Genomic DNA, 23,764 nt, shown 5'->3' with positions numbered 1-23,764 from the left:
TCAGCCCCTTGAAAGCCCCAATTTTTCTCTAATTGCGTCTTCTTTGAAACCTACTAAAACAGCCGTTCCATCTTTAACGAAAAGAGGACGTTTCAGCAGCATCGCATCCTTTGCAAAAGCCTCTACCCACTGTTCGCTAGTCCAATTATTCTTGTCGTCGCCCAAAGCGCGGTAAGATTGACCGGAAGTATTTCGCATGGGTTGAAAACCCACAGCAGCTACCCAGCTTTGAATTGTTTCGCGAGTCGGCGGCTGTTCTTTGGTGTTAATGAACTCGTAATTAACATCGCTATTTTTGAGCCACTGGAAAGCTTTTTTGCAGGTGCCGCAGTTCGGTATTCCGTAAACTTGAATTGACATAATAATGACTGTTGACTGTTGACTGTTGACTGTTTGCTAATAACAACTAACAACTGACTAATGACTACTAACTAATGACTACTGACTAATCTAGCTTGTTGAACCCATTTTTGCACGCGATCGACTGAAGGAGTCAAGTCATTGCGCTGCATCGTCGCTACGTGCAGCCTTAAAACTTGTTGATGCAATCTTTCCACGGGCATTTGAGCCAATTGAGCCGGCGAAGCAACACCCGCGTGCAGTAACAGCCCGCAATACTGACAGCCTACACTCGGAATTCGAGCCAAATTTGCCATCGCTACCCATTTATTAACATATTGAATGTTAATCTGTAATTGATGGGCTAGCAACACTTTCGCCGCCTGCGTTTTCGTCATGCGAATTAGTTGTCCGGTTGTGGTGATGCTGCACTCTTCCAGTTGAGATTGGTTTTCCTTGCTCAATCCCGGTAAATGTGAGATCGGCCAGTCGCGTACTTGCACAGAAGTTTGAGGAGCTTTATGAGAAATTTTCATGTTTTTTCAGTTAATTTTACTTATACTTTAAAGTCTCATATATCAAACAGTCAATAGAGGATATCGCTCACGCCACCCAATCAACAAAAACCAGACCAAGGAATTTGACTAATTGCGGGTGTTGTGACATTTCTGCTCATTGCTTGCAGAAAAACACTTTTAGCCTGTTTTTACTGAGAGTGATCAGGCTTACTGCTTAACCAAATCATCCCGGCGATGACGAGAAAGACTCTAAAAAAGACAGCTTATAAATGCTAGCAAAAAAGAAGTGACCGATGAGGATTTCCTCAAAAATGCCTGCCAAGTTGGCAGTCCGAATTTTAGTTTTTTAATGCTGAGAATGCAAAAACTTGTGGCTGACTGCAAACCCAACTCAAAATTATAGGTTTTTACCCATGACAATTACACAAGGTGATGATTTGTTAACTCATACTTTACAGCAACGGTGGCAAAAACTGGCTAGTTTAATTAATTTTCCGGTAATTTTATGGTCGGGGCGCAGCATTCCTCGCAATTATCCGGCACTTACTTATCCATTTCGTGCCAGCAGTCACTTTTTATATTTTGCTGGTTTGCCCTTAGAAAATGCTGCCATTCGCTTAGAATCGGGCAAGTTAGAATTGTTCTTAGATGACGCACCTGCTAGCAGCACTCTTTGGCACGGAGAAATGCCGAAAAGAGAAGAAATTGCCGAACTAATGGGGGCAGATGCTGCTTTCCCAATGGCCGCATTGAAATCGCGATCAACAAATGCAGCAACGATCGCAGTTCAGGATTCTTGGACTCAGTTGCAACAGTCTCAAATTCTAGATCGCCCTCTGGCACCGCCCAATTCGTCAACCGGAATCGACCTAGAATTAACCAAGGCGATCGTATCTCTGCGCCTGAGCCACGACGCAGCCAGTTTGGTCGAATTGCGTCAAGCTGCCGCTGTTACTGTAGAAGCTCACAAAGCGGGTATGGCAGCAACTCGAAATGCTCAAATTGAAGCAGGGGTGCGCGCTGCAATGGAAAGTGTCATCATCTCCAAAAATATGACCTATGCCTATCCCAGTATCGTTACCGTGCATGGAGAAGTGCTGCACAGCGAACATTATCACAATTCCCTACGAACCGGAGATTTGCTGTTAGCAGATGTGGGTGCGGAAACATCAACGGGATGGGCGGCTGATGTGACTCGCACTTGGCCAGTTTCTGGCAAGTTTTCTCCGACTCAAAGAGCGATTTATGATGTAGTTTTGGCAGCACACGATGCTTGTATTGATAAAATTAGTCCGGGGGTGGAATATCAAGATATTCATCTATTAGCTGCTCGGATTATGGCGGAAGGATTGGTTGATTTGGGCATCTTGCGCGGCAATGTTGAAGATTTGGTAGAAATGGATGCTCACGCGCTATTTTTTGTCCACGGAATCGGACATTTAATCGGTTTGGATGTTCACGATATGGAAGATTTAGGCGATTTGGCTGGCTATGAAGAAGGAAGAACCAGAAGCAGTCGGTTTGGGTTGGGATTTTTGCGCTTGAATCGAGTTTTGCGTCCGGGAATGGTGGTATCGATCGAACCGGGATTTTATCAAGTTCCGGCAATCTTAAATAACCCAGAAAACCTCGCCAAATATGAAGATTCCGTAAACTGGGAGGATTTGGAAAAATTTGCAGATGTGCGGGGGATACGCATAGAAGATGATATACTTGTCATCAATGACGGTAGAGAAGTATTGACAGGGAAATTGCCCACAAAAGCTCCGGAGATTGAGGAGTTAGTTGCGGTAAATACGTAAGTATAACCTACTTCGATCACACATACGCAGTTCCATCAGGGGTGAAAAACAATAAATAAAGATGAATAAAGATTGGCCAACAAGTCTTTTGATATTAGTTAAAAAAGTGCTCTCGCAAGTCAGAAAATTCGCAGCAATAATACTTCCACGCAGTGTTCGTAAACCTATATCCTCGCGGCCTCCCATGCAAGCTGCACCTTTGCCCAGCAACGAAGAAGAGAGGCTAGAAGCACTTCACCGCTACAACATTCTCGACACAGAAGCCGAAGCCGCTTTTGATGACCTAACAGCTTTAGCATCTTATATTTGTGGCACTCCTATTGCTTTAGTAAGCTTAATAGATTCTAACCGACAGTGGTTTAAATCCAAAGTTGGTCTGGAAGCGCCCGAAACTCCGAGAGAATCAGCTTTTTGCGCCCACGCTATTTTAAATCCCAACGAATTGCTAGTTGTACCCAATGCTTTAGATGACGATCGCTTTGCCGCCAATCCGCTAGTAACTTCCAATCCAAATATTCGGTTTTATGCTGGAGCCCCGCTAGTAACTCCTGACGGTTATCCGATCGGCACTTTGTGCGCGATAGATACAGTTCCTCGTAATCTCACCCCACAACAGCTAGAAGCGCTGCGGACTTTAGGACGGCAAATTATCAACCACATGGAGTTGCGAATAAATCTGACTAAATTAAAGCGTGCACAGATCAAGAACAAACAAGTAGAAGAGAAACTCCGTTCTACCGACGAGCAAATTGTCAATTTTTTAGAAGGAATGAGCGATGCTTTTTTTGCTTTCGACACTCAGTGGCGATTTACTTACATCAATTACAAAGGGTCCCAATTTTTGAAGCGCTCGCAGGAAGAACTTTATGGTAAAAATTTTTGGGAAGAGTTTCCTGAATTCGTAAATTCTGATTTTTATAAAGAGTATCATGAAGCTGTAGCCAAACAAATTGGAGTGGCTTTTGAAAAATATTATCGTCCCTTAAAAGTGTGGTTGGAAGTCAGGGTTTTTCCTTCTCACGACGGCATTTCTGTGTTTTTTCATGATATAACTAAGCGCAGGCAGATCGAATCTGCACTCAGGAAAGAACAGAAAAAAACTGAAAGTTTACTGCTAAATATTTTGCCCGAACCGATCGTCGATCGGTTGAAGCACGAACCGGGGGTAATTGCAGACAAGTTTGAAAAAGCCACAATTCTTTTTGCTGACTTGGTGAATTTTACCCAAATTTCTACCACCATGTCCGCCACTAAATTAGTGTACTTGTTGAATGAAATTTTCTCAGCTTTTGACCAACTGAGTGAGAAGCACGGCTTAGAAAAAATCAAGACGATCGGGGACGCTTACATGGTAGCAGCCGGTATTCCCATTGAACGTCCAGACCACGCAGAGGCGATCGCCGAAATGGCGCTGGATATGCTAGCAGCAATTAAGGAATTAAATGTGAAGCTAGACGCGAACTTTGACCTCCGCATCGGGATTAATAGCGGCCCGGTGGTAGCGGGGGTAATTGGCACTAAAAAATTTATTTACGATTTGTGGGGAAATGCCGTCAATACAGCCAGCCGTATGGAATCTCACGGCATAACAGGTCGCATTCAAGTCAGCCACTATACTCATAAGTTGCTGCATGATAAATATGAATTTGAAGATCGCGGCGAGATCGAGATTAAAGGTCAAGGGCAAATGCAAACTTATTTCCTGATGGGGAGAAACACAGTAAGCGATCTCAAAATTGCAGAGTAAATAAAACTAAGACTGGAAAGTACCTGATTGTTGAGGAAATGCCGGAGGCTGCGATCGATCGCTTCTTCGGCGCGATCGTCCTGTGGTAGAACGGCTGCTGCAGATCAACCAAATAAGATTATGCTATAGACAGAGATATCCGAGCAATTCTATGCGCGGTACTCGAGGTTATATAAATACTAAGTTGAAGTCGTCGGAGCCTTTAATAATGGTTCAATTTCATATTCAAACAGATAGCGATATTCCAGCATCCACCCAACTATTCAATCAAATCAGGTTTGCGATCGCCTCGCGACAATTTCCGCCCGGACACCGCTTGCCCAGCACCAGACAGCTAGCCATGCAGACAGGTTTGCACCGCAACACCATCAGCAAAGTATACCGCCAGCTCGAAAATACCGGACTCGTAGAAGCGCAAGCAGGATCGGGCATTTACGTCCGCGCCCTAGGCAACGAACACGGCAACAAACTCAAATCTCCGATTCTCGAAGAATATCCCCTTGCCAACAAAATAGTGCAAGGAAGTATCGATCAACTGCTGGGACAGGGCTGTACGCTCAACCAAGCGAGGGAATTATTTTTGGCCGAAATTGACTGGCGGCTCAGGTGCAGCGCCCGCGTGGTCGTCACAGCCCCCACAGAAGACATCGGCGTGGGTGAACTGATGGCGAAAGAACTCGAACAAGCTCTTCGCATTCCCATACAGTTAGTGCCGATGGAACAGCTAGGTACTTTTTTGGATCAAATCTCTTCGGGAACTGTGATCACGAGTCGATATTTTATCGGAGAAGCAGAATCGATTTCGGCACCGCGTTCTGTGCGAGTTATTCCCGTAGACATCTACGACTACAGCCAGGAAATCCAGCTAGTCGGGAGTTTGCCCAAAGACAGTTATTTGGGTCTCGTCAGCCTGAGTCCGGGAATGCTACGATCGACCGAAGTCATCATCCACAGCATCCGGGGAGAGGATTTGCTGGTGATGACGGCTTTGGTGTCAGACGAGTACAAGATTAACTCGATCGTGCGATCGGCTAGAACAATTTTTTGCGACCAACCGAGTTTTGCTACAGTAAAAGCTGCCATCAATGCGGCTAGAGAAGATATTATTCGTCCCCCGCAACTGATATGCTCCGAAAATTACATCGGATCTAAGTCGATTAATTTGCTCAAGCGCGAGTTGGGCTTGGGGTAAGTCAGTTGACAGTTGACAGTTGACAGTTGACAGTTGACAGTTGACAGTTGACAGTTGACAGTTGACAGTTGACAGTTGATAGTTGTTGTTCTAATTTCCAATAACCAATTCTCAATTCTCGATTACCAATAACCAATTACCATTACCAATTACCAATTATCCATGACAATTGAAATCCAACCTTCAATTAATGTTAAAACCGCGATCGAAAGTCGCCGCGCCGCCCGAAGCTTCAAACCAGATCCGATTCCCCCAGCCATATTGGCAGAGATTTTGCGGTTGGGAGTGCGATCGCCCTCTGGTTACAATTTGCAGCCTTGGCGGTTTATCGTACTTCAAGACCCCGCCAGCAAACAAAAATTAAAAGCTTGCGCCTTCGATCAGCGCCAAGTGGTAGAAGCCCCAACAGTATTAATTTGCTGTGGCGATCGACGCGCCGCCGGCCCCGAAAATACCGAAGCCGTCATCGAATTGGGCAAAGCAGCAGGCGCAATGAATGACAATTTAGCCGGTTATATGCGACAAGCAATCCCGCAATTGTTCGAGAACCGTCCCTGCTTCGATTCCCTAGAAACTTGGACAAACAGACATACAATGCTCGCAGTAGCTCACTTAATGATTGCAGCTAAAAGTTTTGGGCTAGACAGTTGTCCGATGGAAGGTTTTGTCAGCGCTAAGGTGAAAGAAGCCTTTCAAATTCCAGAAGAAGTAGATGTTTGCTGTTTGCTGCCGCTTGGTTATGCAGCAGAACCTTTCAAACAATATGGCGGACGTTTTGACGTGACTCAAGTTTATTACAGCGAAAGTTATGGGCAGGCATTGCAAATTGAGATTTGAGAGTTAAGATTTTGAGAGTTAAGATTTGAGAGCTGAGAGTTGAAGGAGTCGGTACAAGTTCAAACCAATCGGAAATACCGACGATTTCGCAATCCGAAATCTAAAATCTAAAATCTAAAATTTCAAGTGGTGAGATCAGACAGAGGAGAAAATATGACAGTAGCAACGCGACAAAGCAACGCACAAATTCTAGAAGTAAAATTGCAGCAACACTTGCAAGCAGCCGGATTTAAAAACTTACCGCTTTATATTAGTTGTGATTTTCGAGATGAATCTTTAACGGTTGTGGGAGAACACCCGCGCAGTTTAGTTCTCAAAGCCAAACCGACTTTTGCGGTGCTAGAAGCAGCAATTCTTGAAATAGAACCAGAATCTATTCAACAGATTGGACTTTGCCTAAAAATTACCGGGCAAAAACAGCCTTATGCTTTCCATTCTTTTACCATGCACAACCCTGTTTTGTCAAAACCAAAAACAGTGAAGTTGTTCAAAAAAAGCGAGAATATACCCGCAGAAGAAACCGGGATAGTCTTAACAGAAAATGTTGCCGAGACGGCGGATCTAGAGGAGGAGATACCGTTAGAAACAGATGGGAAAGATACGTGGGATGAAGAATATTTCCCCAATTTGTCTGAGAGTTCCAGCAATTCCGATCCGATCGCCTTTAGGGTAGCTGCAATCCCGGCAGATATTGGAGACAATCCTTTCAATCCGCTGGATATGGAAGCGGTAACAGTTGCCCAAAAACCCAAGCATTCACCGTTTGCGATGCTGGCTGCTGCAGGAATCATCAGTGTCGCCGCGCTAGTTTTGGCAGGCGGTTATTATATGCTGAGCCGACCCTGCGTCATCGGAGGATGTAGTGCTTTAGCTAATGCCAAACAGTTGAGCGAGAATTCGACGAAGACGCTGAAAACGTCAAAAGTTGCCAACAGTCCCCAAGAAGCGCAGCGACAGTTAAAACAGGCGATCGCCCTTTTGGAACCGATTCCCTCATGGTCAATTCATCGCGGTGAAGCTCAAAGCGCCCTGGAAAGCTACCGTTCGCAAAATCAGAATTTAAACTCTGCGATCGATGCAGCGCGCCTCGCACAGTCAGCATCCCAAAAAACCCAAAATCCGCCTTATTCGGCTGAGGACGGGCAGGAAGCGCAAGCTCTGTGGCAAAGTGCGATCGCCGAACTCGGAGAAATCCCCACAGACAGTCCAGTTTATGCTTTTGCTCAGAAAAAAAAGCAGGAATACCGGAAGAATGTAGCAACAGGAAATCGGCAGTTAAGCACAGAGAAAAAAGCGGAAAAAACGCTGCTCGCCGCCAAAAGTAGAGCCCAAATAGCAGAAGCTCGCGAAGCCGTAGCTCAGACAGCCGAGACTTGGGATCAAGTGCAATCAGGTTGGGAAGACTCCCTCGACATCCTATCAGAAATTCCCACGAACACGACATCTTACCAACAAGCTAAACTGCTAGTTCCCAAATACGAAACCAAACTTTCAGAAGCTCGCGAGCGCAAAAATGTCGAAGGAATTTCGGAAAATGCGTATACTCAAGCTGTAACTTTAGCAGCGGAAGCTCAAATTTTTGAGGGCAAAAACGCCTGGTTTAAAGCATCAGAATCCTGGCGAAGAGCTTTGAGTTACGCGGAGCAAGTGCCGGCAGCAACTGCATATTCCCAGAAAGTCCAACCGCTGATCGCTTCCTACAAAACTTCATTGCAGCAAGCAGAAGTAAAGTTGCAGGAAGAAAGGAACCTGCAAAAAGCCCGCACCGATTTAGATAGAACTTGCAAAGGCAACCCCAAGATTTGCGACTATACTGTTAGCAAAGATTTGATTGCTGTGCAGATGACTCCAGGTTACGTGCAGAAACTGCAACAAACCTTCATCCAAGCAAACAACAACAATGCTGTGAAGACTCGCCAAGCTGTAGAAAAGCACGTTCAAACATTGCAAAAAGCTTTGGAGGCGATCGCCGAAAACGCCAAAATCCCGATGCAGGTGTACGATGGCGAAGGCAAGCGAATTGGGAGTCACGAACCGAAGTAGCCCGTTGAAGTGCGTTGAAGTGCGATCGTCCTATTTTTATCCTTGGCCTTGTTCGCTGTTTTAGTCCTCGACGCACGGATGGTCAGAAACCGGGTTTTTTAACCAAAATACCTCATTGCAGCCCGCAGATTCGGTAAAAAACCTGGTTTCTTGAGTCGGAGTGCGATCACCAACTGCCCTCTATACGTAGGGTGCACATTGTGCACCTTACCGCTATAAGTAGCGTGTGAAACCACTTTTTGAGTAAGTCCTGACTTCCTTCGTTAACACAGACTACAAGCTCGGCAATCAAACTGTATAAAAGGATGTTAGCAATCAAATGCTAGAAAAGGTCAAACTTCATAACTTCAAAAGTCATAAAGATACAGAACTTAGTTTAGATAGTTCAGGCCTACACGCACTCGTAGGACAAAACAGTTCTGGTAAAACATCAGTCTTGCAAGCATTACATTATCTTAGTAGACTTGCAAATTACGATAAATCATCATTTGCACATATTTTTCAGTATGAAAGAGCCCCGGAATTTCTTACAACCAGTGGAGAAAATAATATGTCTGTTACTGGCAGAGGTTTCTGGAGATATCATAATCAAAGAAAGTGGGAGGCTTCCTATCACTGGCAACAAGGGTTTAATCCTCCTTGGTTCCCGAAAGCATCATGGAAAGTCGATCAAGAAGGGAGTTTAGAAGGATGGAAAAGCTCGTTGAGCAATGCTCCAGATCCCATACCCCAATCTTTGAGATACTCAGTTCACCTGAAGCTAGTAGCTACTAACCTTGCTAAAGCAGCTTACAGTGATGCAATTACACCGCGAGTTGAGTTCGATGGTTCCGGGTTAGCACCTACCTTAGACTATCTTCGTGACGAAGCTCCAGATAAATTTCAATCTTTACAAGAAATGTTGAAACGGATTGTACCAGGTGTACGCGAGGTAGGGGTAAGGCGAGCTAAAGTTATGGTCAATCGTCAACGCTTAATCGAAGTCGATGGAAAGTCTATCTCCTACGAAGAAAGTCAGGAAATTGCAGGGCAAGAAGTTGTCCTAGACATGAATACTGGTAAGCGTATTCCAGCCCATGCCATAAGCGAAGGAACAATGCTCGCTCTCGGATTACTGACTGTTTTGATGAATCCCAATCAACCTAATTTAGTCTTACTAGATGATATTGAGCAGGGACTCCATCCCAAAGCGCAACGAGAATTGATCGCTGTTTTTAAGGAAATTATTCAAGCCAACCCCAATCTGCAAATTATTTTTTCGACTCATTCTCCCTATATTGTGGATGAACTTACGCCTTCTCAAGTTCATGTATTAAGTAACAACTATTCAGGTGTGACTCGTTGCAAACGATTGGATGAACATCCTGATGTAGAATGGGCAAAACAAACTTTAACCACCGGAGAATTCTGGGATGCGGAGGGAGAAGATTGGGTGGTTGCAGGAGAAATAAATGATTGATGAGTTTGTGGTGATTGTAGAAAGTAGCGCAGATGCACGAACCGCTACTAAATTAGCTGAGCGCCTTTTTGTGGATAAAATTGATTGGTTAGAGCATGAGACCCTGCAACACCACTTTCAATGGAGTGGTTTAGAAGCTGGTACAGAGAATTCTTGCTGGAAAAATATCGATGATATAACTAAACGTCTTTCCGATAAATTTAAATTTCCCACCATCAGATCAAATGGAAAGTTTAAAACTGATGGTCAATCAGCTTATAAAATTATGAAGTTAATCAGCTTTCTACAATACAAACAAAAGAGAGATATTAAAGCCGTTATTTTTATGCGTGATTTAGACAATCAACCTCAGCGAAGAGAACATATCGAGCAAGCACGTTTAGAACAGATCGATCAACAACCTAAATTAGCAATTATTATTGGTACACCCGACAGAATGCGGGAAGCCTGGGTTTTGAATGGGTTTGTTCCATCTAATCAAGAGGAAAAACAAATTCTTCAAGAGATAACGACCGAATTGACGTTTAATCCTTGCGAGGAGTCACACAGACTACGCTCTAACTCATTGACAGAACCCGATCGCATTAGAAATCCTAAAGTTGTTGTCGAAAAGCTAACAGGTGGCAGAATGGAGCGCGAACAACAGTGCTGGGAAGACACGCCTCTGGAATTTCTACGAAAAAAAGGTGTTCATACAGGCTTAACAGCCTATATTGATGAAATCGAGGAACGATTAATTCCCATCATTTTATCTGACTAAAAAAGTAATTCACGATTTACGCATCACCTCTATATTGCCGGTTTGCACTGCGCGCCTTACCGCTATCAGTAGCGAGTAAAATCACTTATTGCATAAGTCCTGTTCATTCAAAACTAATCGGTATCCCCAGCAGTTTTATCCGCAGTCAATCCAGCTTGAAAAACTTGTTTCGCCGTCAAATTCAACTCTGGAAAAGTTGGCGACTCAATCCTATCATTTCCCCGAAACAAACTCACCTCATACTCGCCATCAACCAACTGATAAACCGATATCGTTGGTTGCTTGGGATTCCCGATAAACCTGCGGCCGCCCAAACCGAGATAATCCACAATCCAGTATTCAGGAATCCCGATTAGTTCGTATTCGCCTACTTTTTTGATGTAGTCATCTTGCCAGTTGGTACTAACTACTTCAATAACCAGCGGAATTGATGCTCCTTGAGTCACAGTAGAGAATTTTTGCCATAAAGGTTCTGATGCTAAGTTGGGGCGATTTAAGATCGGAATATCGGGCGAATAGGCTGATTCGTTTTCCGGCGGCTTAACTAATGCTTGTTTGGGGATGAAGTACGGCAGGTTTAGGCGATCGAATTCTACAGTCAATTTTCTTGCTAAAAAACCGATAACTTCTTCATGGTCTCCTAATGGCTGTGACATTTCAACAATCTCTCCATTGTGCAGTTCATAACGTCCGTTTTCTGGCTTCCATTCCGCAAAGTCTTCAAAAGTTAGCGTTTTAGTTGCTGTTTGAATCATGGTTATTCTCCTTAGTGATGGCTAGGGCGGGCTAGAAACCCACTCCACAAAAAACTAAACTCTTGTGGAACAGGCATCTTGCCTGTTCCTAAAAATACTTCCACATACAAGTTCCTACCTACATTATATTACCAATTATCAATGCCCAATGCCCAATGCCCAATTCCCAATGCCCAATTCCCAATTACCATTTGATCAATTGTGCATCTTGATTGAAAAACTTCCGAGACAATCCCTCAGTCAACAGCAGAGTTGCGATTACAGTTGCCAGCGCTAATACAAACATAATTAAAATCTGGTAAGATGCTGCATCTAGAGGACTGACACCGCTCAGCATTTGACCTGTCATCATTCCCGGTAAAGTTACGATTCCTACCACCGTCATTGTATTTAAAAGCGGGATTAATCCAGCTTTGATCGCATCTTTGCGGTACTGCTTTACTGCTTGCTGCGGCGTCGAACCTAAACTTAAATGGGTTTCTATTTCTAACTGGCTGCTATTAACTGTACTGACAAGTCTTTCGCCCGCGATCGCCCCGGAGTTCATGGCATTGCCCAAAATCATACCTGCTAAAGGAATCAGGTATTGGGGTTCGTACCAAGGGTCAGGCTGCAAAATTAGCAAGTTTGTATAGGCGAGAGTCAAGGCCGTACTTATCAAAATTGAACCCCAAACTAAGGGCAGTAAGTTCTTGATTTTTTTGCTGATGCGGTTACTGGCAACCATGCTAGCTGTTGTCAGCATGATTGCTAAAACTGCTAAAACCAGCCAAGGATTTTTCCCCTCCGGGTCAAATATGACTGCGAGCACGTACCCGACTAAGATTAGCTGGATCAGGGTGCGCCCTGCGGCGATCGCGATCGCCCCCTCCAGCCCCAATCCCTGCCACGCCGAAAGCCCGATCGCGATCGCCACCATCCCCAAAGCCCAACCCAAATCTGTCAAATCTAGCAGAATTAACACCGGCCCACCCTTTAGATAACGTGATTGTTTGCCTGTCCAAATATAAGATATTGCAATAAAGGTTTCTGAGAAACAGTTTTGCTGCAAGAATTTGCTTTGATAATGCTTGAAATTTATGGTGTGAAGAGTGAATAATGTTCCCCCCCTCGACTTAACCCGCCAATACGCGCAGATTGGCGACGAGATAACCGCTGCAGTGCAAAAAGTGCTTGCCTCTGGCGGCTACGTAGGCGGCCCAGCCGTAAAGAGTTTTGAACGAGAGTTCGCCGACTACATCGGCGTTTCCGAGTGCGTTGGCTGCAACTCCGGCACCGATGCGCTGATTTTGGCTTTGCGTGCTCTCAAAATTGGCCCCGGCGATGAAGTGATTACCACTCCTTTTACCTTTTTTGCTTCCGCTGAGACAATTAGCGCTGTCGGCGCGACTCCAGTATTTGTCGATATTGACAGCGAAACTTTTAATCTGGATGTCGAGCTCCTCGAAGCGGCAATTACCGACAAAACTAAGGCAATTATGCCCGTCCACATCTTCGGCCAACCGGTAGACATGACTCGGCTGATGGAAATTGCGACTCGGCACAATTTAGCCGTAATTGAAGATTGCGCCCAATCTGTCGGGGCCGAGTGGCAGTCTCGAAAAGTCGGCAGCATTGGTCATGTCGGCTGCTTTAGTTTTTATCCAACCAAAAACTTAGGCGCTTGCGGTGACGGTGGCGCGGTGACGACAAATGATCCTGCCCTGGCAGCTTCGATGCGAGTGCTCAAAGAACACGGACAGTCTTCTAGGTATTTCTACGAAGAAATCGGCTACAACAGCCGTTTAGATGCCCTGCAAGCGGTGATTCTCAGCATTAAATTGCGGTATCTAGACAGTTGGAACGTCCAGCGACGTTCGATCGCCACACTTTACAGCGAATTTCTCTCCCGCGTGCCCGGAGTTGCCGTCCCCAAAGAATTGCCGTTCGCAAAAGGAGTTTGGAATCAATACACGATCCGGCTGACAAGTCCAGAAGACGCGCAAAATCCCTCTGGCGATTTTCGAGATTGGATGCGGGCTCAGTTGCAGGAAGCTGGCATCGGTTCGATGGTTTACTATCCGTTACCTTTACACCTGCAACCTGTTTACAAATCTTTGGGTTATCAAGCAGGTCAGTTGCCAAAGGCTGAGCAAGTTTGTCGCGAAGTCTTGTCTTTGCCGATGTTTCCGGAACTGTCGAGGGATCAACAAGAGCGGACGATTTATGGGCTGAAAGATTGCTTGGCAAAAGCCGATCGCATCCGGTAGCTGTGGCGCGATGGCATCAGCGAGGGAAATGCAGGAGGAGAAAAGAATTGCAGGGTTGCAGTGGTGGGAGAATGTGCAGCGGTCAGTCGATTTTAGATTTTAGATTTTAGATTTTAGATTTACCCCACAGATAAATCTGGGATCTTGAACTTTGGTCTAAAATTTTTATCTTTCCACGACTTAAGTACGTGGCACGGTATCCGTTTTTGGGCTGGGTCAGGGAGAGCTGTTAAGTATTTTGACCGATCACTTGTACTTTTATGTACTATATTTAATGAAAAGAAACAAATTTAGGCTAGCAATCCGCCTCGAACGGGTGCATTTTCCGCTCGCCTAAACCTTGCAATGCGATCGGTCAATGATGAAGAAGGAAGAAGGAAGAGGGAAGAGGGAAGAACGAAGAAGGAAGAACCAAGAACGAAAACTAAATAATATTTGAACTTTCGACTTCCCATTCCCGATGCCTGATAACTAATGCCCGATGCCCGATGGCCGATGCCCAATTCTCAATTTAACCTGTAATTTTCAGAAGATAAGGGGAAAATAAACGAGTGCCTCAGTATCAATTCACTCAGGCTAGACGCTACGATCCACAAGCGATCGCTCAGTATTACCGCAACCGTCCTTGGAAAGCAATTTGGCGCGCAATTACCGTTATTTGGTCTTTTGCAGGCTTTGTGCTGGGGATGCTGTGGGACAGTTGGCAGCACGAAGTCGCAGCACACCAGCCGGAACGGGCCGCCCACCTGCGACAAATACTCACTCGCTTGGGCCCCACTTTCATTAAAGTCGGTCAAGCCCTTTCTACCAGACCGGATTTGATCCGCAAAGACTTTCTCGAAGAATTGATCAAACTTCAGGATCAATTGCCGCCGTTTGACTCGGTGCGCGCTTTCGAGATTATTGAAGCGGAACTCGATCGCAAAATTAGCGAAACCTACAGCGAAATCTCCCCCGAACCTGTCGCCGCGGCAAGTCTTGGTCAAGTCTACCGAGCTCGCCTCCTCACCGGGGAAACAGTAGCCGTCAAGGTTCAGCGACCGAATTTGCTGCCAGTCTTGAGCCTTGACCTTTACTTAATGCGCTGGGCCGCTGGATGGTTGGGCCCGTTGCTGCCGCTGAATCTCGGTCACGACCTTTGTTTAATAGTCGATGAATTCGGTATCAAGTTGTTCGAGGAAATTGATTATATCAATGAAGGACGCAACGCCGAGAAATTTGCGACAAATTTTGCCGACGACCCGACAGTAAAAGTTCCGAGCATTTACTGGCGTTATACTTCAAATTGCGTTCTGACTCTTGAATGGATTGACGGCATCAAGCTGACAGATATGGCAAGTGTTAAAGCCGCAGGTTTGGATACCGATAGTTTAATTGAAGTCGGAGTCCGCAGCGGTTTGCGACAGTTGCTGGAACATGGATTTTTTCATGCTGACCCCCATCCGGGAAATCTGTTTGCCTTAGCGGACGGCCGCATGGCTTACATTGATTTTGGGATGATGGATCAGATGGAAGAAATAACTAAAGAAACTTTGGTTGATTCTGTCGTTCATTTGATCAACAAAGATTACTTACAATTAGCCAAGGATTTTGTCAAACTTGGCTTTTTGACGCCAGATACAGATATTATGCCGATCGTCCCGGCGTTGGAATCTGTACTGGGTGATATCGTCGGCGAAAATGTGTCAGATTTTAACTTCAAGACGATTACAGACCAGTTTTCGGAGTTGATGTACGATTATCCTTTCCGGGTGCCGGCGAAATTTGCCTTAATTATTCGCTCTCTGGTGACAGAAGAAGGTTTGGCCCTGACGCTGAATCCGAATTTCAAGATAGTCGAGGTGGCGTATCCTTATGTAGCGCGGCGTTTGTTGAACGGAGAATCTCCGGCACTGCGGCGGCGTCTGATTGAGGTATTATTCAAAGATGGCAAATTCCAGTGGAACAGGTTAGAGGACATGATCGCGATCGCCCGATCGGATCGTAGTTTCGACTTGCTCCCCACCGCCCAACTAGGCTTGCAATTTTTGCTGTCAGAGGAAGGGTCGTTTTTGAGACGCCAGCTAATGTTAGCTTTGATTGAGGACGATCGAATTCACACCGAAGAAGTTCGCAGCCTGTGGAACTTAGTCAAGGAAGATTTGCAGCCCAGTCGCCTGTTCAACGTTGCTCTAGGCGCTTTGACGGAGTTTTCCACAGCAGGAGCAGCCGCGCTAACTCGATTTTAGTCATTAGTCATTGGTCATTAGTCATTAGTCATTGGTTATTTGTTGGTTGTTAGTTGTTGGTTCTAATAACTAATTCCCCATACCCAATGCCCAATGCCCAATGCCCCATGCCCCATGCCCAATTCCCCATTCCCCCTTCCCCCAATTAAGGAATTATTCGTGTATTATTTTCCAGAACCTCCCTATTTTTTTATGTCGGCTGGATTACTAGCAGGTATGGCTTCCGGCGTAGCATTTGAAGCAACTCTCAAACAATCCGTACAACAGTGGTCTAAAAATCGTTCTACTCGCACCTTGGCTAACCTGCCAAGGCTGCAATTGGTCATACCTTTTCTGGGAATGGCTGGCGGTATTTGCGTATTTTTAGCTTCTGGAATGGAGATTTTTGGCTTCCCAAAACTACTTTGTTATGCCCTAGCTTTGCCGCTGACGGTACTCACGGGCTGGCTAGTTTGGACTCAGCTAGGTAAGCTTTTGATCGAGTTAGAACGCGGAGGTTCCCAAGCGCTGGATTTAGATTCTTTTGAACAATGAAAGCTAACTATCAACCTCTTTTGTGAGAAGCAAGGGGGTTGATAAGCTGTTACACATTTAAACCATTAACGATCCAGGTAAGGTGCGTCAGCTCGAACACTTACTATACTTGGGAAACGCTTATTTACGCTCCGCACCCTACTATCCTCTTTTAAATGCCGAACAGCTTAGTTATCTAGGATTATCCTAATTTGATGCTTTTTGAACCGCAGAGAACGCAGAGGAAGAGAAAGAAGAAGATGATAGCTTAGGCAATAATTTGTGTATTTTTTTTACAATCTAAAATCTAAAATCTAAAATCGAATGAGTATTTTAATTGTTACGGGTGCGGCGGGATTTATTGGATCTAACTTAGTAGAAACTCTTTTAAATCGAGGGGAGACGGTGATCGGTGTTGATGAGTTCAACGATTATTACGATCCGGATCTCAAGCGCAAAAATATTGCACGATTTGAAAAGTATCCGGGTTTTGAATTGGTGGAGGGCGATATTGTGTCTCTAAATTGGCGATCGCTTTTATCCGATGCTAAGGTAATATTTCATCAGGCGGCGCAAGCAGGAGTTCGTGCTAGCTGGGGCGACGGTTTTCGCAGCTACACCGAACGCAATATTAACAGCACTCAAGTATTGTTAGAAGCGGCAAAAGATGCGCCCAGATTGAAAAAGTTTGTCTATGCTTCTTCTTCTTCAATTTACGGCAATGCTGAATCTTTTCCCACGAATGAAAACGCTTGTCCCCAGCCAGTTTCTCCCTACGGAATTACGAAATTAGCTGGTGAACGTTTGTGCGGGCTTTATTACAAAAATTTTGGTCTTCCGACTACTTCGCTGCGCTATTTTACCGTTTACGGGCCCAGACAGCGCCCCGATATGGCTTTTCACAAGTTTTTTAAGTCGATTTTGTTTGACGAGGCGATTTCAATTTTCGGCGACGGATTGCAAACGCGGGATTTTACGTTTATCAGCGATTGCGTGGCGGCGAATTTAGCGGCGGCTGAGGTTGCGGAAGCTGCGGGGGAAGTTTTTAATATTGGTGGGGGAAGTCGGGTAGTTTTAAAAGAAGTTATTGATACAATACAAAGGATTGTCGATCGACCTATTCGGATAGATTTTACCGAAGCTGCGAGGGGAGACGCGCGGCACACTAGCGCGGATGTGTCTAAAGCCCAGAAAATCTTAGGTTATCAGCCACAGGTTGCTTTAGAAGAAGGATTAAGGCGCGAATGGGAGTGGATTCAGTCTGTGTACAGTTAGAGTACAGTTAGATGCTATCTATCCCAGAAATTCCGCAACTTAAATTGAACATTGTTAATTTTTTGAATTACCGAACTTTTGAGATTTTTCTGCAATCCAAATGCTGCGATTATACCATTAATTTTTATAAAAAATCGCATTTTTTGTGATTAGTAATGGCTTCGATAATTTTATTCAAAACTTTTTTAGAATCAGTCATTGTACTTAGCCAATAACTGCCTGAATGTAGCCGATGATAATAACTTAAATTACTCACCGCATACAAGCTGCCGCCACTTTTCAACCACAAATAATTAAAAGCGGCGACATCGGAAGCTTGCACGCAAATATCTTGATTATCCTCGGCACAATCCAGGTATTTCTGTACATTGACGAAGTAGTTGCCATCATTAATAAAATTGCGAAATAATTTAGGATTGGGATTATTTAGAATTAATTCTCGTGCTTTTTCAATATTGATTTCTGTATCAGAATATAATTTAAAATTAAAGTAGGGATTGGCGGATGTCGGACAGTAAATTAGCTGAGGATTCCATGCAGTTATGTGGTAGAGTCTATCGACATAAGTTTCGCTCAAGGCATTGTCAGAGTCAAGAATAATTGCCCACTCATTTTTGCAGTGGGAAATCGCCATAATTTTGCTTTTATACGCACCAAAATTTTGCTCACCTCTGCGGATAGAAATCTTAGGTGACAAGTTTGCTATATTTGCTTGCATCCTAGAAAACTCTTCGGGGGAGGAAGCATCATCGTAAATAATAATATCATCAATGCGATCGTCATACAAAGCATTGCACAATGCACCTACAACCAAACTAGAACGGTTAAAATGGGTAATAGCTAGAGATATTTTACTTCTGTTAGCCACAGACAAACGCCGAATTGAAATTAAGCGAACGCCTAGAAGGCTTGTCCGCAAGTCCATCATAATTTTGTAATACTGTTGGTAAACTTTATTTTTGAGTTGTAAACTGCGAATTTTTCTGCCAGCTTTTCGCAAAATATTCATTTCTGTATTTGCCAATCTATACCTAAAGTTGATATTTTTTTGCCTGACAAAGGTTTTGGCATTTCTGTATCCGCGCACTAGCAAACTTGGGGATTTGAGTTTGGGGCATTTTTCCGGCGACTTCAAATAGCGGTAGTGCAGAAATACATCTCGGTAGGGAATTTCAACATCTTCACCAGCACACAATTGATTAATTTTTGCAGCCGAAATACTCATGTAATGCAAATAAGTAAGCCGCCGTCCTTTATCATATAAAACATTATCTATCACATCAAATTGAGAAGACCAATGATTTCCCGTTACCTGTTCGGGTTGAGCATATGCAAAGTTGTAAAAAGATATTTTGCTGCGGGCGAGTAAATAGTTAAGTAAAGATTGGTCAGCGCCCCGTAAAGACATAATTTCTGCTTCTCCTGATGTTAAATTTTCTAAAAGTTGAGAGCAATTATTTCGATTAAAAACCCCAGCTTTTGACGCAAACCAACCCGCACAAAAAGTATGAGATTGCAGTTGGTCAATATTTAAAATTTGAGGTAATTTTGGGGAGAAAAAATCAAATATATAATTGAGATCGGATTTGTATTGAAAATCGTTTGCTACCCAATCAAAATCATCGAGTTTTTGATAAATGTAATCGAGATAACCCATTAACAGAGTGTCTGCGTCAAAATAGATAAATTTATCAAAAGGGCCGTCGAAACAACATAATTTTCGGTGCATCTCCAAACATTGAACAGGTTTCAACCCTTGAGATTTCCATACTTTTTGAGCTTTGGCATGAGTTTTCCAAGCTTGAGTTGCAAAGTCTTCCCAGAAATGAATTGAATCGGTGTTGTCAAAGAGGGTGACATTAGGACGAATTGCAATTTCTCCTCGCACTTTTTTCAGTCTATCATCATAGGGAATGATACAAACGGGAATATCTTTTGCCCCATTGACTTCGATACTGTTTAACAAAGCGACTAAGTGGTCAAAAACCACATCGTTTCCTAGAATATAAATACCATTTGTCATGATTTTTAAGTTTTTTAAATACTTTACCAAATATTCCGCTAGGGTGTGTTGGGCACTGGGGGATTATCTCGGCTTTATCGAATTTATCGAATATCAAAACAGCGCCCAATGCACCGAAATTCTCGCCCAAGTTGCCTGGGTTCCTGGCAGATATCTCAGCTTTATCAAATATTATAACAGCGCCCAACACACCATACAATATCGCATATTATAACAGCACTCAACACACCATGCAAAGAGCGAAATATTTTTTGCACTAAATTTGGTGGTTCCTCATTGAGATAACGATAATGTTTCCACAGTTTCCAATAAGGACTACCGGATTTAATTGGTATTCCCGCCCAGTGAATATATTTTAACCTTTTGCCTTTGTCATAAAGAACATAATCTATTTCTTGAAAATGCTTGGAACCAGCCCAGCTTCCCGGTTCAGTTGCTGATTTTTTAACAAGATTGCAGCGCTTGGTAATCAGCTTAAGAATGATATAATTTAGTATAGGTTGGTCTGTGACATTTTGAGTAAAGTCAAAATATTCTCGATGCTGCGAACATTCTCGCAAAATCTCATACATTTGTGATTCTGTAATAGTTCCTTTTCTGGATGCCCAAAAACCGCTGTTGAATACATCTTGAAGCTGGGAGTCGGTAAAGATATTCTGTTGTTGTACTGCAGGTGAAAATACATTTCGCAGTTTTTCGCTGAGGTGGTGGTAGTCGCAGCAAAAAAAGTCTACTTCTGATAGTTTGTTTAAGTTGGCTGCGATGTCTTCAAAGACAATGATATCGGTATCGATGTACAGAAATTCGTCAAGGGGGCCAAACCAGGCGGCGAGTTTCCGCATTTTGTTAGGAAGGGCTAAAAAGTTGCGATCGAACATTTGGCCAATTTCTCTGGTAAACTGTTCCACAAACTCCAGATTTGGGAACAATCGCACCCCGTGGAGACTGCTGAGGGCGGCTGCGACTTGCAGATAATTGTCGTCGAAGGGAACCAGAAAAACAGGTACTTGACAATTGTACAGACGTATGCTATTTAAAAGGGCGATCGCACTTTCGATCACCTTATCATTCGCAACAATATAAATACCGCGACTCATACATTTATCCTCAACCTTCTCAATACCCTTTTTAACAAATTCGGCCCAGAAACCTCAGTATAAGACTTTGGCGCTTGGGCAAAAATCGGACGCTTTTCCGGTTCGCGGAGATAGCGGTAATGCAGGAACAAATCGCGATAGGGAAACTCAATATTTTCGCCCGCACAAACTCTCCGAATTACATCCGGCGGCACGCCAATATAATGAATGTAAGTAAGTCGGTTTCCCTTGTCGTACAAAATCCGATTTTGCTCTTCAAAATGTTTGGAAGTGACGCTGCACCCGGTTTTTTCGCCATCCGGGAGGCTGTAAGCAAAATTATAGCTATTCATCCCCGTTTTCATCACCATATAATTGAGCAAAGGCTGTTCTCCCGCACCTTCATAGAGAATTTCCGCCTCGCCCGATTGCAGTTGAGATAACAGCCATTCCCTAGTATCTTGCTCAAACAATCCTTGCTTGCTGGCGTAAAATCCCGAACAAAATATTTCCGAGTCTATCCGATTTTTTTCAAAAACTTCGAGGAGTTTTGGTGACTGAATATTGTATACTTTAGTTTGGTCGCAAAATTGAAAATCATAAACCACAAAATCCGATTCCTCTAACTTCTGAAAAACCGCATCAAGGGAATTCATCACTAAAGTATCCGCATCCATATAGATAAAATTTTCAAACGGGCCGTCGAAAGCGCAAAAGCGTCGGTGTGCGCCGTAAAGCCGGAATTTTTTGCGATTCAAACGCTCTGGTGCGGCTGCTTGCATGAATTCATCCCATCGCTGGATTGATGCGCTATCTTCATAAATAAAGACGTTGGGACGGTTAACAATTTCAGCTTTGATTTGCTCTATTTGGTCGTCGAACGGATAAATACAGACGGGAATATGGGAGCCTAAGATAACTTCAATACTGTTGAGCAAGGCAATTAGTTGGTCGTAAACTGTATCGTTGGCTAGCGTGCAAATTCCATTCATATCTATAGTCTCGCGAAGGCGGACTTTGTTTGTGTCGTTGCGGTTTCAACCGCCGAATCATTTAAAGGGTAAAAAAGAGTCATCGGGGGAAAACTAAGACGAGGGAGAAAGCGACGCCATCGCTACGCGAAAACCCCCAACACTAGACCTATCGCCCGCCGAGGAAGCGCCGCGAGAGGCAGAACGGCAACCGATACACTCACTGACCCAGCAACCGCCACGGAGCACCCGGTAATCATCTTTGCCAGTTTCCCAGGAACTTCCGTCAGTTGGTGCGCCGTTATAGTCTTGGTTCCACCTATCGCTGCACCACTCCGAAACATTGCCGTGCATATCGTACAATCCAAACGGATTCGGAGGAAAACTCCCTACATCTGTTGTTTCTTTGCGATAAAGTCCTCCGGGTGTATATCCGCAGGGGTCGCTTGCGTCATAGTTGGCTATTTCCGTGGTAATGTATTCCCCAAAATGAAATGCGGTTGTTGTATCGGCACGACAGGCGTATTCCCATTCTGCTTCACTCAGAAGGCGATATTTTCTCTCGGTTTTTTCCGACAGTTTGCCACAGAATTCGACGGCATCATCCCACGATACAAATTCAACAGGACGTTTTTCACCTTTGAACTTCGATGGATTATTTCCCATTACTGCTTGCCACTGTGCTTGGGTGATAGGATATTTGGCTGCATAAAAAGCGGGTATTGTGACTCGATGCTGCGGACCTATGTAATAATATTGTCCTGTTTCGCTGCTGGGGAAACCCATCATAAATGTGCCGCCGGGAATCGATACCATTTCCAGTACAATTTCGTTCCCTAAGTCTTCGGGGAAGAAGTGAGCTGAATGACGGTGGCGACTGTTTTCTTGTGGTTCAAAATTTACTGTTATCACATCAAACTCAAAGGTAGGCAAATAGTTTTGTAGTTGATTTTGGTTTTCTGTCATGGCGCTATTTCCTAAGATGCAAAGTTAGACAGCCAATTGAGCAAGTTTAATTCGTGGAGAATGATTTGTCTAGCTTCGGCAATTTTCTCCCTCGCTTCATGCCAATAATCCACATTAGCCACAACTTCTTTAATAAATTCTACTCCTTTCTCATCCAAACTCGGCAGCCTCAGAAAACTTCCCGCCGGCAACAATTTATCCGCCGCCGAACCGCCGTAATAAATTGGCAAACACCAAGCTAACAAAGCATCCCAAAGCTTCTCGCTGACATACCAATCGTTTTCTGCATAATTTTCAATAGCTAAGTTGTAATAGTATGGTGCGACGGCGTGCCATTTATTGTTGACATTCCCGTTTCCGCGCGCCCAATTTGGCAAGTTTCGCCCGTAAAGGTCAAAATCCAATTCTTGTAATTGCAGCAATTTGATAAAGTCTAATCTCTGGCGGTGATTGGCGCTGCGGCTAACACCTGAAGTTATCCAAGAACAGGGTTTAGTTTTAGCTGGTGGCGGCATTTCATCTAGTTCTCGAAACGAGTTGCTGTGATACCAAATCGCGGGCATATAATTGGGTTTTGGTGCGAAGTCGTCGGGGCCGGAAACGTAACTGCAATAAAGTTTTGCTTGTTCGTAGTTGGCTTTGGTAATTTCAATAACTTCTGGTAATGGTGGCTCGCGGATCAGGTAAATTATGCGTTCCTTGGGGACACCGCGCAATTTTTCTCTAATGTCCTTTTCTGGATTTTGGGGGCTTGGACGGCGGATTTTGTCGATCCAGGATTGCTTTTTGGAAGGTTGGGGAAAGTCGAATTGATACATGAGTAAAAAGTCTGGTTCTGGGTGGTTGGCGAGCATTTGAATGTTGCCCCATTTGCCGAAGTTTTGGGGAGTTTGTTGCCACAGCCAGTCGCTTTGGTTCATACCTGGGTATGTGGTAATTGTGCCGATGATTTTTGGGTTCATATCTAATAATAAATCTGGTTTTTGCGTGTGGGCGGGGCGAGTTTATGAG

The 23,764-nt window shown here is 44.2% G+C and carries 20 protein-coding genes; 11 read left to right on the top strand and 9 right to left on the bottom strand.

Translation table 11 applies throughout. From position 1 onward, the window contains the following. Positions 1-360, bottom strand: a complete 360-nt coding sequence (locus Q5691_RS11840; RefSeq protein WP_333208689.1) for a Spx/MgsR family RNA polymerase-binding regulatory protein — start codon at positions 358-360, stop codon at positions 1-3. Between the two features lie 71 nt (positions 361-431). After that, positions 432-875, bottom strand: a complete 444-nt coding sequence (locus tag Q5691_RS11835) for a DUF4332 domain-containing protein (RefSeq protein ID WP_333208691.1) — start codon at positions 873-875, stop codon at positions 432-434. 395 nt (positions 876-1,270) lie between these two features. Between Q5691_RS11835 and Q5691_RS11830 the strand changes: the two genes are divergently transcribed. The 7 genes from Q5691_RS11830 to Q5691_RS11800 all read left to right on the top strand — a co-directional run bounded on the left by Q5691_RS11830 (position 1,271) and on the right by Q5691_RS11800 (position 10,697). Then, entirely contained in the window at positions 1,271-2,659 is a 1,389-nt protein-coding gene (locus Q5691_RS11830) for an aminopeptidase P family protein (RefSeq protein ID WP_333344945.1), read from the top strand. 184 nt (positions 2,660-2,843) lie between these two features. Beyond that, positions 2,844-4,406, top strand: a complete 1,563-nt coding sequence (locus tag Q5691_RS11825; protein ID WP_333344943.1) for an adenylate/guanylate cyclase domain-containing protein — start codon at positions 2,844-2,846, stop codon at positions 4,404-4,406. A 208-nt stretch (positions 4,407-4,614) separates the two neighbouring features. Continuing rightward, positions 4,615-5,598 carry a GntR family transcriptional regulator gene (locus tag Q5691_RS11820; RefSeq protein WP_333084831.1) on the top strand — a complete coding sequence of 328 codons (984 nt, stop codon included), beginning with the start codon at positions 4,615-4,617 and terminating at the stop codon, positions 5,596-5,598. A gap of 162 nt (positions 5,599-5,760) precedes the next feature. Further along, entirely contained in the window at positions 5,761-6,435 is a 675-nt protein-coding gene (locus tag Q5691_RS11815; protein ID WP_333208699.1) for a nitroreductase family protein, read from the top strand. A gap of 153 nt (positions 6,436-6,588) precedes the next feature. After that, positions 6,589-8,478 carry a hypothetical protein gene (locus Q5691_RS11810; RefSeq protein ID WP_333311141.1) on the top strand — a complete coding sequence of 630 codons (1,890 nt, stop codon included), beginning with the start codon at positions 6,589-6,591 and terminating at the stop codon, positions 8,476-8,478. A 319-nt stretch (positions 8,479-8,797) separates the two neighbouring features. Beyond that, positions 8,798-9,937, top strand: a complete 1,140-nt coding sequence (locus Q5691_RS11805) for an AAA family ATPase (RefSeq protein WP_333344941.1) — start codon at positions 8,798-8,800, stop codon at positions 9,935-9,937. Beyond that, on the top strand, positions 9,930-10,697 hold the full coding sequence (locus Q5691_RS11800) for a hypothetical protein (protein WP_333208704.1): 768 nt from the start codon (positions 9,930-9,932) through the stop codon (positions 10,695-10,697). The genes Q5691_RS11805 and Q5691_RS11800 overlap by 8 nt, the downstream gene beginning before the upstream one ends. Before the next feature lie 113 nt (positions 10,698-10,810). On the opposite strand, the gene Q5691_RS11795 is transcribed toward Q5691_RS11800, so the two are convergent. Together Q5691_RS11795 and Q5691_RS11790 are read right to left on the bottom strand one after the other, a co-directional pair. Beyond that, entirely contained in the window at positions 10,811-11,452 is a 642-nt protein-coding gene (locus Q5691_RS11795; RefSeq protein ID WP_333344939.1) for a Uma2 family endonuclease, read from the bottom strand. A gap of 184 nt (positions 11,453-11,636) precedes the next feature. Then, positions 11,637-12,416 (bottom strand): ABC transporter permease, encoded by a 780-nt coding sequence (locus Q5691_RS11790; RefSeq protein WP_333344937.1) that lies wholly within the window; start codon positions 12,414-12,416, stop codon positions 11,637-11,639. 127 nt (positions 12,417-12,543) lie between these two features. On the opposite strand from Q5691_RS11790, the gene Q5691_RS11785 reads away from it, so the two are divergent. The 4 genes from Q5691_RS11785 (at position 12,544) to Q5691_RS11770 (ending at position 17,717) form a co-directional block, all read left to right on the top strand. Then, on the top strand, positions 12,544-13,701 hold the full coding sequence (locus Q5691_RS11785) for a DegT/DnrJ/EryC1/StrS family aminotransferase (protein ID WP_333208710.1): 1,158 nt from the start codon (positions 12,544-12,546) through the stop codon (positions 13,699-13,701). A 551-nt stretch (positions 13,702-14,252) separates the two neighbouring features. Further along, on the top strand, positions 14,253-15,929 hold the full coding sequence (locus Q5691_RS11780; protein WP_333208712.1) for an AarF/ABC1/UbiB kinase family protein: 1,677 nt from the start codon (positions 14,253-14,255) through the stop codon (positions 15,927-15,929). Positions 15,930-16,043: 114 nt separating this feature from the next. Continuing rightward, a complete protein-coding gene (locus Q5691_RS11775) occupies positions 16,044-16,463 on the top strand; it encodes a hypothetical protein (RefSeq protein WP_445252173.1) in 420 nt (139 codons plus the stop codon). Between the two features lie 303 nt (positions 16,464-16,766). Continuing rightward, positions 16,767-17,717: an NAD-dependent epimerase/dehydratase family protein gene (locus Q5691_RS11770; protein ID WP_333208714.1), complete on the top strand. Its 951-nt coding sequence runs from the start codon at positions 16,767-16,769 to the stop codon at positions 17,715-17,717. 124 nt (positions 17,718-17,841) lie between these two features. Here Q5691_RS11770 and Q5691_RS11765 read toward each other — a convergent pair whose 3' ends face one another. The 5 genes from Q5691_RS11765 to Q5691_RS11745 all read right to left on the bottom strand — a co-directional run bounded on the left by Q5691_RS11765 (position 17,842) and on the right by Q5691_RS11745 (position 23,715). After that, positions 17,842-19,740, bottom strand: coding sequence for an Npun_R2821/Npun_R2822 family protein (locus tag Q5691_RS11765; protein WP_333344935.1), 1,899 nt, complete (start codon positions 19,738-19,740; stop codon positions 17,842-17,844). Positions 19,741-19,904: 164 nt separating this feature from the next. Beyond that, positions 19,905-20,837 carry an Npun_R2821/Npun_R2822 family protein gene (locus Q5691_RS11760; protein ID WP_333208718.1) on the bottom strand — a complete coding sequence of 311 codons (933 nt, stop codon included), beginning with the start codon at positions 20,835-20,837 and terminating at the stop codon, positions 19,905-19,907. Then, entirely contained in the window at positions 20,834-21,808 is a 975-nt protein-coding gene (locus tag Q5691_RS11755; RefSeq protein WP_333208720.1) for an Npun_R2821/Npun_R2822 family protein, read from the bottom strand. Before Q5691_RS11755 ends, Q5691_RS11760 begins: the two co-directional genes overlap by 4 nt. Positions 21,809-21,901: 93 nt before the next feature. Continuing rightward, on the bottom strand, positions 21,902-22,753 hold the full coding sequence (locus tag Q5691_RS11750; RefSeq protein ID WP_333208721.1) for a formylglycine-generating enzyme family protein: 852 nt from the start codon (positions 22,751-22,753) through the stop codon (positions 21,902-21,904). An 11-nt stretch (positions 22,754-22,764) separates the two neighbouring features. Beyond that, complete coding sequence (locus Q5691_RS11745) at positions 22,765-23,715, bottom strand: glycosyltransferase family 10 domain-containing protein (protein WP_333208723.1); 951 nt, start codon at positions 23,713-23,715, stop codon at positions 22,765-22,767. Positions 23,716-23,764 lie beyond the last annotated feature (49 nt).

It is taken from the genome of Microcoleus sp. w1-18aA5, assembly GCF_036701705.1.
Classification (GTDB): Bacteria; Cyanobacteriota; Cyanobacteriia; order Cyanobacteriales; family Microcoleaceae; genus Microcoleus.
Note: the sequence above shows the minus strand (reverse complement) of the source record. Positions and strands in the feature narration are given on the sequence as shown.